This window comes from Vreelandella lionensis (assembly GCF_044543515.1).
In the GTDB taxonomy this organism is placed as follows: Bacteria; Pseudomonadota; Gammaproteobacteria; order Pseudomonadales; family Halomonadaceae; genus Vreelandella; species Vreelandella lionensis.
Genome location: NZ_JBITWC010000031.1, coordinates 21719 through 35483, shown reverse-complemented (window position 1 = coordinate 35483; position 13765 = coordinate 21719). Strand labels below are relative to the sequence as shown.

The following is a 13765-nucleotide window of genomic DNA, read 5'->3' as shown; positions in this document are numbered from 1 at the left end:
AGAAGGTGATTTGATCCATGGCAGCACTGAATCCTATGCAGTTGACGATAGCCGTATTATCGCTGATAGCAGTGACTTTTTCAGAGCTTCCCTAGCTTCTTATTACGCGGCAGTGCCATTGAAGCGGGTATTGCGTTTTTGAACCGTCACGTACAGCCTGAGTAAGCGGCCCTTAACCCTCGGGCTGGTATTTATAGCCCACCCCATAGACCGAGCGGATGATCTCTTGGTCGGGGAGGGCCTCGGTGATTTTTTTGCGCAGCTTTTTAATATGGCTGTCGACCGTGCGTTCAGAAACAATACGGTTGTCGCGGTACATATGATCCATTAGCTGTTCGCGGCTGAAAATACGCCCTGGAGACTGCATCATCACGCGCAGCAGTTGAAACTCGACCGCTGTTAACCCCAGATCCTGGCCGTCGGCCAGTGCCTGCCAGCCCTCTTCATCCAGCGTGACGGGGGCTTTTTTAGCGGTGCTGGGGATGTCTAATTGGGCAGCGGCATGGCTGCGGCGTAGCACGGCTTTAACGCGGGCCACCACTTCACGGGGGCTGAAAGGTTTGCAGATGTAATCATCTGCGCCCAGCTCAAGCCCCAGCAGCCGGTCCACCTCTTCTACCTTGGCGGTGACCATGATAATGGGGAGCTTGGGCCACTGTTGACGGATTTCCCGGCACAGCGTCAGGCCATCTTTGCCCGGTAGCATGACATCCAGCAGCACCAGTGCAGGCGAATGCTGAGTGAGCCAGGGGATCACCTCATTGCCGTGGCTGATAATGCTGGGCGCAAAATGATTGCTTTGTAAGTAATCGGCCATGAGGCGGGCGATTTTGGGCTCATCCTCAACGATCAGCAGGGAAGCGTCCTGGGGTAAACCATCTTGAGGTAATGCGTCGGGATGTGAATCACTCTGAGACATAGTCAGCTCGCTTATGGTCGTTTAAGAGGCGGTTAACAGTGGTAATCGTAGGGTCCAAGTTAAGCCACCCAGAGCCGAAGCGCTGGGTGTGAGCGTGCCGCCATGTGCCGTCACTAACGCGCTGGCAATAGAAAGCCCCAGGCCGCTTCCGCCGCTGGCGCGGTTGCGCGAACCCTCCACCCGGTAGAGCCGCTCGGTTAAACGTGACAGCTCCTCTTCAGGAACGCCGGGGGCACTATCTTGCCAGGTAATCACTGCGTGGCCCCGCTCGCAGGTCAGGGCAACGCTTAGCTTGCCAGGCGGCTGGGTGTAGGCGCAGCTGTTATCCAGCAGGTTGCTCCACAGCTGGCGCAGCCGTTGGGCATCGCCGCGAATCATTACATTATCGGCCAGGGCCGTGGTGAGGCTGAGACCGCTCTCTTCCAGCCAGCGGTCGGCATCGTGCAGGCGGCTTTCCAGGCTTTCGCTCAGGTTCATGGGGGCAAGCTGGATATCCAGCGCGCCCGCATCGCTTTGAGAGAGCAGGCGTAAATCGGCTACTAAGCGCTCTAGCTGAGCCACTTCCTGAGCCAGCGAACTTAAGTTTTCCTGATTCAGCGGGCGGATGCCATCCTGCATGGCTTCAATTTCACCGCGCAACACGGCCAGCGGGGTGCGCAGCTCGTGGGCGGTGTCCGAGACCCAGCGGGCGCGGGCTTCACGGCTGGCTTCGAGGGTGGCAGCCAGCACATTGAAATCGCGAGCGAGGCGGGAAAGCTCATCTTTGCCACGCTCCGGCAGGCGGGTGTGGTAGTCGCCTTCGGTCAAGCGCAGCGTGGCCCCGGCCAAGGCGCGGGTGCGCCGACCCAGCCACCAGGAGAGCCCGCCCGCCAGCAGCAGCGAGGCCAGCCCCAGCGAGATCACGATTAGCACGAGGTTACGCTGCTGGCGCTCCAAAAAGCGGCTCTCCATGCGCTCCATCATCTCCTGCGGCGGGCGAAAACCCAGCGCGCCAATCGCTTCTCGTTGACCGCTTGGGGTCATCTCGCTGTATAGCGTTAGCCAGCGCCAGCCCATCGAACCGCGTGGCGCATCTACCGGGGGCACCACGTAATCGCCTTCGCTATCGCGCAGAGCGAAATCCTGGGCTTCGCCAAGGGGAGAAGGGCGGTCGCGATGCTCCTGGCCGAGCTCAAAGCGCACAATATAGGGCCAACGATCAGGCGACGTTTCTAACCAAGCCCAGTCGCCCTGGGTTTCCCAGCGGGTAATCAGACCATCGGCGAGCAGCGTGGCCCGCCGCTCCTGGGCCTGATTGAGATACTCCAGAAAGCCGCGGTCGATGCTGTACGAGACCGCCAGAAACACGCTCGCCGCGATGGCCACGTTAACGCTGAGAATCGCCACGAACAGCTTTAGCCCCAGCCGCGAGGGCCGCCACTGACGCAGTCGGGTCCATCTACTCATTAGTTTATGCCCTGCTGGCTAGGCTGGCGTGGGGCGCTTAACCGTTCACGCAGGTTTTCCAGCCCTAAATAGAGGCAGGGCACCACCAGCAGCAGAATCATGGTGGCGAAGAGCATGCCAAAGCCTAGCGAAATCGCCATGGGGATCATAAAGCGTGCCTGGCGTGAGGTTTCCAGAATCATCGGCGCAAGCCCCAGGAACGTGGTTAGCGTGGTCATCATAATCGGCCGCAAGCGACGGGTGGCGGCGGCCACAATCGCTTCGCGAGGCGCCATGCCTTCCCGTCGCTTACGGTTAGCGTAGTCGATCAACACCAGCGCATCGTTAATCACCACGCCGGAGAGCGCTAGCATACCTAATAGGCTGATGATCGACAGCCCAAAGCCCATCAGCATATGACCGCCCACGGCACCGACGATACCAAACGGAATTGCGGCCATCACCAACAGCGGCTGCAGGTAGCTTCTGAACGGAATGGCGAGCAGCGCATAGAGGGCCGCTAACATCAGCCACATGGCGTTACGCAGGGTCGCGAGGTTGTCGGCGGTATCCTGTTGACGGCCGCCCATGCTGACTTCAAGCCCTGGCCAGGTGTTGCTGAGCGTGGGAAAGACCTCTTCTTGAAGGGTGGCGAGCACTTGGTTAATCGCTTGGTCACCCTCGGAATCGGCGGTGACGGTGATAATCCGCCGCCCATCGATACGCTGCAGGCTGCTGGAGGCTTGGCTCAGAGTAATATCCGCGACTCTAGAGAGCGGCACGCTCATCCCGTCGGGGGTTCTGACCGGCAGGCGGTATAGCTCGCTAAGGCTGTTGCGCGACTGCTCTGGCAAGCGCACTTCCACGCTCACCTCCTGGCGGCCGATAAACTGCTCCACCGCGGTGGCTCCTTGCAGCGGGCCGCGCAGCGCCTGGGCGAGGTCGCTGCCGGTTAGCCCGAGTGAACGCCCTTCGGCGGAGAGACGCATCTCTAGCTGCGGCTTGCCATCGCCCAGGCCGCTGTCGATATCGGTTAAGCCATACTCCCCCAGCCGTTCTGCCAAACCTGCGGCGGCGGCTTCCAGTACTTGGGTATTGGGATGCGAGAGTCGCAGGCTCAGCGCCGCCCCGCTGCCGGGGCCGCCAAAGTCAGACTCAAAACGTACCGACTGCGCGCCTAACAGATCCCCGGTGAGATCCCGCCACTCCTGGGCAATGCGAGAAGGAGGCCAGGCATCCAGGCTTTCCGGCGCGATATCCAAACGCACTTCCAGGCTTTCGCCATCTAGGCTGCTGCGGGTGCTGCTGAAGGTGAGCGTCTCTTCTTGCTCGCTGAGCTGCGCGGCGGCATCGAGGAGCTGTTGGCTTAGCTCGCGGCTCACTCTGATATGGCTGCCAATCGGCAGGGTGACGGTGGCTTGCACCTGATCAGACTCGACCCGAGGCATCAGCGAAAAACCCAACCGCCCGCTCATTGCCCAGGCCATGGCCACGCAGAGAATGGCGACGCCAATAGAGACGGTCAGCAGGCGCTGATTGAGCGCGCGCTGTAACAGGGGCTCAAACTGTTGATAGGTGAAGTGATGCAAACCGCGCTGCATACTGAGTCGCACCGCTTCGATAGGCCGCTGCCACGCGGGCGTTTGGCGGGGCTTGCTGGCGTGGGCCAAGTGGGCGGGCAGAATAAACAGCGCTTCTACCAGCGAAATCACAAACACCGTGATCACCACCACGGGTACGGTGGCAAAAATCAGCCCTAAAAAGCCTGGCAGAAACAGCAGCGGGAGAAACGCGACGATATTGGAGAGGATGGCAAAGGTCAGCGGGGTGGCAATTTCTTGAGCGCCTTTAACCGCTGCATCTCGCAGCGAGTAGCCCTGCTCTCGGTAGCTGTAGATATTTTCGCCCACCATGATGGCGTCATCCACCACGATGCCGAGGGCGATGATAAAGGCGAACATCGACATCATATTGAGCGATACGCCGACCCAGGGCAGAAACAGCATGGCCCCTAAAAACGCCGTAGGAATGCCTAGCGTGACCCAAAAAGCCAGCCGCGCCTCTAAAAACAGCGCCATCAAAATCAGTACCAGCGCCAAGCCCATCCAGGCGTTTTTCAGGAGCAGGCTGAGGCGGTCTTCGTAGACTTCCGAGCTATCCCGTGAAACGTCTAGGCTGACGCCTTCAGGCAGGTTGGCCTGCAGCCGCTCTAACTCCCCGTAAACCGCATTAGAAATACTCGTGGGCGTTTGGTCGCCGATTTGATACACATCCACCGATAGCCCCGGCTGGCCGTTATAAAACTCCTCCCGGTCGGTTTCGGCAAAGCCTTCGCTCACTCTGGCGATATCGCCGAGCATAACGGGCGCGCCCTGGGCGGTGGTCAAGATAGGCAGTTCGGCAAACTCCTCTGCGCTGTTGCGCCGCCCCTGGTAGCGAATCAGCCACTCGCCTTCAGCGGTTGTGAGCTGGCCGCTGGCAAGATCCAGCGCTTCCTCGGCGATGCGGCTCGCCAGCTGTTGATGATCCAGCCCGTAGCGCTCGATGGCCTCGTCATCCAAATGAACCTGGATTTCCCGTTCGCGGTTGCCGGAAAGCTCTGCGCGGGAAATACCGCTGGTGGCCTGCAGCTCGGCGCGTACGTTCTCGGCGGCGTCGTGGAGCGCGGCCAAGCCCACGTTGCCATACACCTGAAGGCTGACCACGCTGCGCGAGCGGCCTGCCAGGGTGAAGCGGGGCGGGTCGGCGGCGGCGGGCAGGGTGGTGATGGCGTTCACGGACTGCTGAATATCCTGATACGCCCGCATCACGTCCACGCCATCAATCAGCGTGGCGCTCACCACGCCGCTGCCTTCGCTGGCGCTGGCGGTAAGTTCATCGATGCCTTCCACATCGGCAATCGCGGCTTCGACCGGGAGTAGCAGGCTCTGCTCTACATCCTCCGGCGTGGCACCTGGATAGCTGATGGTGACCTGAACGATTTCGGTCTCGAATTCAGGGAAGACCTCTTTTTTAATCGCCAGCGATGCCATTAACCCGCCGATGATAAACAGTACCATCATCAGGTTAGGAGCGACGCCGTGATCGACCATCCACGCCAGCGGGCCTTTACGCATCATTGAGCCGCTCCCTCATCCTGAGCGGGGGTATCGCCACGCTGGCGAATACGCACTTCCTGGCCCTCTCGGGGTTGGGCCAGCCCGGCAGTCACTACCCGCTGGCCGGGCTCTAGGCCGCTGCGTATCAGCACTTCTTCCTGGCCGCGATAGGCGAGCGTGACCTGGGTGCTTTGCAGGCGATTATCTTCATCCACCCACCACACCTGCTCGCCGGGGCGAAGTGCGGCTGAGGGCAGCGCAATTAAGGGCTCTTCGGCGGAGGTATGAAACGCCACGCGTAGCACATCGCCCAAGCGCAGGGCGGGGCCGTCCTGGTTGAGCGCCAGCGGATCATCCACGGCGATCAACAGCTGGGCCTGAAGGCCGTTCTCTTCGAGGTTGGGCAGAATAGAGAGCAAGGTGCCTTCCCGTGAGGCACCTTCTGGCCAGCCTTGGCTGGTCAGCGTGACGCTCCCCCCCGGCGATAGCCAATCCAGCGTTTCGCCAGGAAGCGAAGCACGCACCCAAAACTGCTCAACGCCGACTAGGCTTGCGACAGCAGTGCCTTGGCTTAACAGGCTGCCAGCGCCCACCAAACGCTCTTGCACCATGGCCCGCCAAGGGGCGGTTAAGGTCGCACGCTCTAGGTTGAGCGCCGCTTGGTCACGCACCACGCGGGCTTGGGTCAGTTGAGCCTGGGCCTGACGGAGCTGCGGTTCACGCAGCACCAGCGCGCGGCGTTCGGCGCTGAGCTGGCGGCCAAAAGATTCGTACTCGCTGCGCGCACGCTGCTGCTCGGCCTGCTCTAAGGCGAGCTGCGCCTGAGCATTCGCCAACTGGGCTTCGGCGTCTTCTAACGTTAAGCGCAGGTCGGCTTGGTCGATGTGGGCCACAGGCTCCCCTTGCTCCACGACTCGCCCAGGCAGCACGCCATCGCCAAAGCGCTCTAGCTGGCCCGCTACGCGGCTGGCAAGCTCGGTGGATTTTTCTGCCTCAACGCGGCCAAAGCCGTTCAGCGTGGGTGACTGCACCTGCTGTTCCGTGGTGATGATATCGACCACCGGCGGCGTTGGCGGTGGCGGCGGGCGGCGCTCGACCCGTGGCGGCTGGCTAACGATCCACCAAGCGAGAGCTAAACCACCGACAAACACCAATAGCGCTGCCAGAGCACCGAAGCCGATGCGACCTTGCTGAGAAAAAGCGTAAGAGCGAGAGGGGGTCATGGACGGGCGTTATCCGTTGGCTGAGAGCGAAAATTCCAGAAAAGAGCGCGTATCATGCTAGCATCACCGATTGCCACGCAGCGATTAGGTAAGCTTTGTGCAAAGAGTGTGCAACCCAAGGGGGTTGGCATTTTTCGCGCCAAACGCTGACGGAATGCGCAATAGCTGCCATCATTCATGTGAAAAGCCATAGACTCCCTGGTCTGTATGACGTTATGAAAAACACCGCCACCCGCGACAAACTCATTGATTCTGGTGCCGAGCTGATTGCCCAGCAGGGCTATAACGCGACGGGTATCAATGCTGTATTAAAAACCTGCGGTGTCCCCAAAGGCTCGTTCTACCACTACTTTTCTAGCAAAGAAGATTTCGGCTTGGCGGTCATTGAGCGCTTTGCCGACGATTACGACGTGTCGTTAGCGGCGCTGCTGGAAGACCCCTCCCTGCCGCCCCTTGAGCGTTTGCGCCGCTACTTTGCCACTGGGCGCGCCCATATGCTCGACTGCGATCACACCACTGGCTGCTTGATCGGTAATCTGGGCCAGGAGCTTTCCGGCCAGAGTGATACTTTCCGTGACGCCCTGAATTTGGTGTTTCAGCGTTGGGAAAAACGCTTTGTGGCCTGCTTGAACCAAGCCCAAGCCGACGGCACAATCAATACCGCCGTTGCTCCTGAGGCGCTGGCCAGCTTTATTCTCTCCGGTTGGGAGGGGGCGATTCTTCGCGCCAAAACGCTTAAATCCCTGGCTCCTATGGAACACTTCGAGGCCATTTTGTTCGATCACGTACTGGCCCCCCGCTAGCCTGCCAAGCATCAATGGCGGGCGCGGAAGTGGTAATCCCCGCTGGCCACGTCGTTGTTCACGGCGGCGAGCAGCGAGGCATCCAGCGACGCGTCATCCAGCGCGACCAAGCCGCACTGTGACAGCGCGTCGCGTAAACGGACCTGTTCATCCAGACGCTGGTAAACCACGCGCACGCAGCAGGGCATGCGCTCGCTGTTATCCGCCACGCCCATTTTCAGGCCCGTTAACCGCGTTACCTGGCTTTGAAAGCTGGGGAATAGAATGGTCTGGGTGATCTCGTGACCGTTGAGGGTTTCGTGGTCGACCAAAAACAGCCGGTCGGCCAGTTTGACCGCCGCCCCGACATAGCGGTTATGGCAGGGGCGTTTCCCCGGCACCACTTGCATTCGCTCGGTGCGCTGATACACCACGCCGCCTTCTCGCTCTTCCAAACACACCAGCGTGCGCATTAAATAGCCGGGGCGCGACATAGAGTGATAAAGCTCGAAATAGCGCCCTAGATAGCGCTCCATGCCTTCGCTGCCGCGCTGAATTAGCGCGTTGGGCCAGGGCAGCGAGGTGCTCGCAGTGTCGGCATTGAGCTGGCCGGTTTGTACCAGCGCCCGAAAATCGTGGTGGGGCAGGGCAATGTCGTCCGGCGTGACGCCAAAAAAGTGGCAAATACGCTGGAGCGCGGCATGGCTGGGGTAGTAGCGTCCGCTGAGGTAGCGGTTGAACTGCGCCCGGTTGATGGGCAGGCGACGGCAAACGTCGGCAATGGAGGGGTAGTAACTGCACAGCAGGCGCAAATTGGCCACAAATTCATCATGCATGGGCGAGACTCGAGGCTCTTGGGCGGTGGCGGTGCGGCTAATGTGCCGCCTTGCGCCCAAGAGTGCAACGGCTCGCTCTTTACGTCCGCTTAAAATAAGCGGTGCGCGTGGTTAGAAGCCCTCTAACACCAGCTTACCCACGGTGCGATTACTTTCAATCAGCGCGTGGGCACGCGTTAGGTTATCGGCAGTGATGGGGCCAAGCACCTCGCCCAGCGTCGTGGTTAAACGGCCGCTATCCACCATGGCGGCGACTTCGCTCAATAGGTCGTGCTGCTTGGCAATGTCCTCGGTGGTAAACAGCGGCCGCGTGAACATCAGCTCCCAGTGCAGTGACAGGCTCTTGAGCTTGAGTTTGCGCACGTCGATCAGCTCCGGGTCATCGATCAGCGCCAGTTTACCCTGGGGCTTCAAGGCATTGATGATCGCCTCAAAGTGGTGGTCGGTTTGGTTCAGGCTGATCACCATATCCACCTGCTCGTAGTCTGCAGCGTTGAGCGCTTCATCCAGCGGCTGGTGGTGGTCGATCACCGCATCCGCGCCTAACGACGTGACCCAGGCTTGGCTTTCCGGGCGAGAGGCCGTCGCAATCACGGTAATATCGGTGAGCTGCTTGGCGAGCTGAATCAGAATCGAGCCAACACCCCCCGCAGCGCCTACCACTAACAGTGTTTTGCCTTTGGTGTCGCGCATGCCCAGCTCTAAACGGTCGAACAGCAGTTCCCAGGCGGTAATGGCGGTTAACGGCAGGGCGGCGGCCTGGGCGTCGGAGAGGCTCTTCGGCGCTAGGCTGGCGATGCGCTCATCGACCAACTGGTACTCAGCGTTGGAGCCTTGGCGTGCGATGCTGCCCGCGTACCACACCCGGTCACCCGGCTGAAAGCGAGTGACCGCACTGCCCACGGCATCGATCACGCCCACCGCGTCGTAACCCAGCACGCGCGGCTCGCCGCCTTCGGGCAGCGCGCTCTTGCGCACCTTGGCATCCACCGGGTTAACGGAAACCGCGCTCACCGCGACGCGAATATCGTGGGGCTCGGGGGTGGGCAGCGGAAGCTCGACGGCGTGCAGGGCGTCTGGGTGGTCGATCGGCAGGCTTTTGGTAAACGCAAATGCTTTCATAGTGGCTCTCCAAAGGATGATGAATGGCGTCATCATGCCTGGGTGTCGTTTTATGAAAAAGAGGGCTAATGTAGCTAACAGTTTCTCATTTTCTTTGAAAATAAGGGCGCCATCGACCCATGCGTACCGATGACCTAAACGTGCTTGTCTACGTCGCCGAGCACGGCAGCCTTTCCGCCGCTGCGCGGGAGCTGGCGATTACCCCAGCGGTGGCCAGCGTGGCGATCAAACGGCTTGAAGACGCGCTAGGCACGCGGCTGCTGGTGCGATCTACCCGCAGCTTGCGGCTAACGCCCGCCGGGGCGCACTATTTAGTGCACGCGAAAACGGCGCTGAGTGCCCTTGCCGAAGGGGAAAAAGAACTGCACCGCGAGCGCCAGGAGATAGCGGGAGAGCTCAGCCTTTCCATGCCGTCTGATCTAGGCCGCAACGTGCTGCTGGGCTGGCTGGATCGCTTTATGGCGCTGCATCCGCAGCTGCGCCTGCGGCTTCGGGTGAGTGACCGGGTAAGCGATCTGTTTCGCCAGCCGGTGGAGATTGCCCTGCGCTACGGCGTGCCGGAGGATTCCAGCCTGGTAGCCCTGCCGCTAAAAAGCGATAACCACCGGGTGGTGTGCGCAGCGCCAAGCTATATCGCGCGCCACGGCGAGCCTGCCACGCCGGAGGCGCTATGCCAGCACAACTGCCTCTGCTTCAACCTGGGTGAGCGGGTGCACAACCAGTGGCAGTTCGGCAGTGAACGTATCAGCGTGCAGGGTAATCGGGTGAGCGACGATGCCGAGTGTGTGCGCCGCTGGGCACTGGCGGGAGAGGGCATTGCCTATAAATCTCGCCTCGATGTTCAGGCAGACCTCGAGGCAGGCCGCTTGGTAGCGCTGTTGGCCTCGTTTTCTACCGAGCCCGCGCCGCTGTATCTCGTCTGCCCGCATCGGCTGTCGCTCACGCCCGCTGTGGTCGCGCTGAAAGACTTTCTGATCGAACGGTTACAAGAGAATGCCAAATGAAGAGCATCATCTATCCGCGAGGAGCTAGCCATGTTTGAGGGGTTTGAAAAACAGACACGCCGCGTTAACGGCGTCGATATTGCCTATCGGATGGGCGGCAACGGCCCGGCACTACTGCTGCTTCACGGCCACCCGCAGACCCATATGATTTGGCACAAAGTTGCGGGCACGCTTGCCCAGCACTTTACGGTGATTGCCGCCGACCTGCGCGGCTACGGCGATAGCGGTAAGCCGGATGACGACGCAGAGCACTTCAATTACGCCAAGCGCACCATGGCCGCCGATATGGCCGAACTAATGAGCGCGCTGGGGTTCGAGCGTTTCAAGGTGCTGGCCCACGACCGTGGCGCGCGGGCGGCACACCGCTTAGGGGTAGACCACGCAGCACGCGTCGAGCGCATGGTGCTTTTAGATATCGCCCCCACGCTGGCCATGTACCGTGGCACCAATGAGGCGTTCGCCCGCAGCTACTGGCACTGGTTCTTTCTGATTCGCCCCCAGCCGCTGCCAGAAATGCTGATTCAAGCCGACCCCGCTCAGTATTTAAAAAGCGTGATGGGCGCCCGCAGCGCGGGCATGGCACCGTTCGCCCCAGAAGCGCTGGCGGAGTACGAGCGCTGCCTGGCGCTTCCCGGCACGGCGACCGGCATCTGCGGCGACTACCGCGCCAGCGCGACAATCGATTTAGAGCACGATCAGGCGGATATCGATGCGGGTGTGAAACTGACCTGCCCCATCAACGTGATGTGGGGTGCCCAAGGCGCGATTGAAGCCTGCTTCGACGCTCTTAGTGAGTGGCGCAAGGTAGCGACGCAGGTAGAGGGCAAGGCGCTGCCTTGCGGACACTATATCGCCGAAGAGATTCCTGACGTGCTGCTAGAAGAAGCGCTGCCGTTCTTGCTGGATCCCGCAATAAGCGATTCACGCGACTGCCCAAGACGAAGCGGGCAAAAAACTGGATAATGGCCGCCATTCGCCTGATGCGTTGGCGCTCAGGCACACTCATTACTCCGGACGCCCGCTTATGGAAATCAAAGTTAACTATCTCGACAACCTCCGCCTGGAGTCCAAGTTCGACGATTTTACGGTCATCTCCGACCAGCCGATTCGCTACAAGGGCGACGGCTCGGCCCCTGGCCCGTTTGACTACTTCCTGGCGTCGTCGGCCATGTGTGCCGCCTACTTCGTCAAGGTGTACTGCAACGCGCGCAATATTCCCACCGAGAACATTCGCCTGTCGCAAAACAACATCGTTGACCCGGAAAACCGCTACAAGCAGATCTTCAAAATTCAGGTCGAGCTGCCGGAAGATATCTCGGAAAAGGATCGCGAAGGCATCCTGCGCTCCATCGACCGCTGCACGGTGAAGAAGGTTGTTCAGACCGGCCCCGAGTTTCAGATCGAAGTGGTCGAGAACATCGACGAAGACGCCCAAGCGCTGCTGATGGTCGCGCCGGAAGGGGGCAGCACTTACATCGAAGGCAAAGACCTGCCGCTGGAGCAGACCATTGCCAACATGAGCGGTATTTTGGCCGACCTCGGCATGAAGATTGAGATCGCCTCCTGGCGCAATATCGTGCCCCACGTGTGGTCGCTGCATATCCGCGATGCGGCTTCGCCCATGTGCTTTACCAACGGCAAAGGCGCGACCAAAGAGAGCGCGCTCTGTTCAGCGCTGGGCGAGTTTATCGAGCGCCTGAGCTGCAACTTCTTCTACAACGATCAGTTCTTCGGTGAAGAGATCGCGAACAGCGAATTCGTTCACTACCCTAACGAGAAGTGGTTCATGCCAGGACCGAATGACGAGCTGCCGAAAGGCATTCTCGACGAGCACTGCCTGGCGATTTACAACCCGGAAGGCGAGCTGGGTGGCTCGAACCTGATTGATACCAACTCGGGCCGCGAAGATCGCGGCATCGTTTCGCTGCCCTTTGTGCGCCAAAGCGATGGCGAAACGGTCTACTTCCCCTCCAATGTGATTGAAAACCTGTTCCTCAGCAACGGCATGAGCGCGGGCAACACCCTGGTGGAAGCCCAGGTGCAGTGCCTTTCAGAAATTTTCGAGCGGGCGGTGAAGCGGGAGATCCTCGAACAGGAATTGACCCTGCCCGACGTGCCGCAAGAAGTGCTGGCCAAGTACCCGAGCATTGTCGAGGGCATTAACGCCCTGGAAGCTCAGGGCTTCCCCGTGCTGGTAAAGGATGCCTCCATGGGTGGGCAGTTCCCGGTCATGTGCGTGACGCTAATGAACCCGCGTACCGGCGGCGTGTTTGCCTCCTTCGGTGCCCACCCAAGCTTTGAAGTAGCGCTGGAGCGCAGCTTGACCGAGCTGCTCCAAGGCCGCAGCTTCGAAGGCCTGAACGACCTGCCGCTGCCAACCTTCAACTCGCAGACCGTCTCCGAGCCCAACAACTTCGTCGAGCACTTCATCGACTCGGTGGGCGTGGTCTCCTGGCGCTTCTTCAGTGCCAAGCCCGACTTCGAGTTCAGCGAGTGGGACTTCTCCGGCAGCAACGACGAGGAAGCCGAGACCCTGTTCGGTATTTTCGAAGAGCTGGGCGCGGAAGTGTACATGGCGGTGCATGAAGACTTAGGCGCGCCGGTCTGCCGCATTCTGGTGCCGGGCTACTCCGAGGTGTACCCGATTGAAGACCTGATTTGGGACAACACCAATAAGGCGCTGGACTACCGCGAAGATATTCTCAACCTGCACCGTCTGGATGACGACCAGCTCACCGATCTCGTCGAGCGCTTGGAAGAGAGCCAGATGGACGACCACGCCGATATCATCACGCTGATCGGTATCGAGTTCGACGAGAACACCGTGTGGGGCCAGCTGACTATTCTGGAGCTGAAACTGCTGGTCTACCTAGCACTTGGCCGCCATGAAGAGGCGCTGGACTGCGTGCAGATGTTCCTTCAGTACAACGACAATACCGTCGAGCGCGGCCTGTTCTACCAAGCGGTGAACGCGGTGCTGGAGATTGAGCTGGACGACGAATTGGAGCTGGACGACTACTTACCCAACTTCAAGCGCATGTTCGGCGAAGCGACTATGGAGGCGGTCGTGGGTTCAGTAGACGGCAGCGTACGCTTCCACGGCCTCACGCCCACCAATATGCAGTTAGAGGGCTTGGATCGCCACCAGCGCCTGATCGAAAGCTACAAGAAGCTTCACGCAGCGCGGGCGGCAAAAGCGGGCTTCTAACGGCAGTTATCGGTGAGCAAAAACAGCGGTGCGTAGCCTTCAGTGGCCCGCACCGTTTTTTTATATGGTGCACTCTGGTGCAGTGATTGGCGCAGTGAGTGCAACCAACTGCACCGCTGCGCCAAATTTCATGGCAGGCTTGGCTTGG

At 60.2% G+C, this 13765-nt stretch carries 10 protein-coding genes; 4 read left to right on the top strand and 6 right to left on the bottom strand.

Features of this window, described 5'->3' with window-relative positions:
* Positions 1 to 172 precede the first annotated feature (172 nt).
* From ACIGG6_RS16480 to ACIGG6_RS16465, 4 genes are read right to left on the bottom strand one after another with little or no spacing between them, the layout of a single operon-like run.
* On the bottom strand, positions 173 to 919 hold the full coding sequence (locus ACIGG6_RS16480) for a response regulator (RefSeq protein ID WP_399845972.1): 747 nt from the start codon (positions 917 to 919) through the stop codon (positions 173 to 175).
* Between the two features lie 21 nt (positions 920 to 940).
* On the bottom strand, positions 941 to 2365 hold the full coding sequence (locus tag ACIGG6_RS16475; protein ID WP_399845969.1) for an ATP-binding protein: 1425 nt from the start codon (positions 2363 to 2365) through the stop codon (positions 941 to 943).
* Entirely contained in the window at positions 2365 to 5463 is a 3099-nt protein-coding gene (locus ACIGG6_RS16470) for an efflux RND transporter permease subunit (RefSeq protein WP_399845967.1), read from the bottom strand. The genes ACIGG6_RS16475 and ACIGG6_RS16470 overlap by 1 nt, the downstream gene beginning before the upstream one ends.
* Positions 5460 to 6665, bottom strand: coding sequence for an efflux RND transporter periplasmic adaptor subunit (locus ACIGG6_RS16465; RefSeq protein ID WP_399845964.1), 1206 nt, complete (start codon positions 6663 to 6665; stop codon positions 5460 to 5462). The genes ACIGG6_RS16470 and ACIGG6_RS16465 overlap by 4 nt, the downstream gene beginning before the upstream one ends.
* 215 nt (positions 6666 to 6880) lie before the next feature.
* Between ACIGG6_RS16465 and ACIGG6_RS16460 the strand changes: the two genes are divergently transcribed.
* Positions 6881 to 7468, top strand: coding sequence for a TetR/AcrR family transcriptional regulator (locus ACIGG6_RS16460; protein ID WP_399845961.1), 588 nt, complete (start codon positions 6881 to 6883; stop codon positions 7466 to 7468).
* Between the two features lie 11 nt (positions 7469 to 7479).
* On the opposite strand, the gene ACIGG6_RS16455 is transcribed toward ACIGG6_RS16460, so the two are convergent.
* Both ACIGG6_RS16455 and ACIGG6_RS16450 read right to left on the bottom strand, forming a co-directional pair.
* Positions 7480 to 8283, bottom strand: coding sequence for a helix-turn-helix domain-containing protein (locus tag ACIGG6_RS16455; protein WP_399845958.1), 804 nt, complete (start codon positions 8281 to 8283; stop codon positions 7480 to 7482).
* Positions 8284 to 8394: 111 nt separating this feature from the next.
* Positions 8395 to 9405, bottom strand: a complete 1011-nt coding sequence (locus tag ACIGG6_RS16450) for a zinc-binding alcohol dehydrogenase family protein (protein WP_399845955.1) — start codon at positions 9403 to 9405, stop codon at positions 8395 to 8397.
* Positions 9406 to 9524: 119 nt separating this feature from the next.
* Between ACIGG6_RS16450 and ACIGG6_RS16445 the strand changes: the two genes are divergently transcribed.
* The 3 genes from ACIGG6_RS16445 to ACIGG6_RS16435 all read left to right on the top strand — a co-directional run bounded on the left by ACIGG6_RS16445 (position 9525) and on the right by ACIGG6_RS16435 (position 13617).
* Positions 9525 to 10409 carry a LysR family transcriptional regulator gene (locus tag ACIGG6_RS16445; protein WP_399845952.1) on the top strand — a complete coding sequence of 295 codons (885 nt, stop codon included), beginning with the start codon at positions 9525 to 9527 and terminating at the stop codon, positions 10407 to 10409.
* Between the two features lie 30 nt (positions 10410 to 10439).
* Positions 10440 to 11372, top strand: a complete 933-nt coding sequence (locus ACIGG6_RS16440) for an alpha/beta fold hydrolase (protein ID WP_399845949.1) — start codon at positions 10440 to 10442, stop codon at positions 11370 to 11372.
* 61 nt (positions 11373 to 11433) lie between these two features.
* Positions 11434 to 13617: an OsmC domain/YcaO domain-containing protein gene (locus tag ACIGG6_RS16435; protein ID WP_399845946.1), complete on the top strand. Its 2184-nt coding sequence runs from the start codon at positions 11434 to 11436 to the stop codon at positions 13615 to 13617.
* Positions 13618 to 13765 lie beyond the last annotated feature (148 nt).

Coding starts and splice junctions, on each gene's coding strand:
- ACIGG6_RS16445 (WP_399845952.1), top strand. CDS start 9,525: ATGCGTACCGATGACCTAAACGTGCTTGTCTACGTCGCCGAGCACGGC.
- ACIGG6_RS16470 (WP_399845967.1), bottom strand. CDS start 5,463: ATGATGCGTAAAGGCCCGCTGGCGTGGATGGTCGATCACGGCGTCGCT.
- ACIGG6_RS16465 (WP_399845964.1), bottom strand. CDS start 6,665: ATGACCCCCTCTCGCTCTTACGCTTTTTCTCAGCAAGGTCGCATCGGC.
- ACIGG6_RS16460 (WP_399845961.1), top strand. CDS start 6,881: ATGAAAAACACCGCCACCCGCGACAAACTCATTGATTCTGGTGCCGAG.
- ACIGG6_RS16440 (WP_399845949.1), top strand. CDS start 10,440: ATGTTTGAGGGGTTTGAAAAACAGACACGCCGCGTTAACGGCGTCGAT.
- ACIGG6_RS16480 (WP_399845972.1), bottom strand. CDS start 919: ATGTCTCAGAGTGATTCACATCCCGACGCATTACCTCAAGATGGTTTA.
- ACIGG6_RS16475 (WP_399845969.1), bottom strand. CDS start 2,365: ATGAGTAGATGGACCCGACTGCGTCAGTGGCGGCCCTCGCGGCTGGGG.
- ACIGG6_RS16455 (WP_399845958.1), bottom strand. CDS start 8,283: ATGCATGATGAATTTGTGGCCAATTTGCGCCTGCTGTGCAGTTACTAC.
- ACIGG6_RS16435 (WP_399845946.1), top strand. CDS start 11,434: ATGGAAATCAAAGTTAACTATCTCGACAACCTCCGCCTGGAGTCCAAG.
- ACIGG6_RS16450 (WP_399845955.1), bottom strand. CDS start 9,405: ATGAAAGCATTTGCGTTTACCAAAAGCCTGCCGATCGACCACCCAGAC.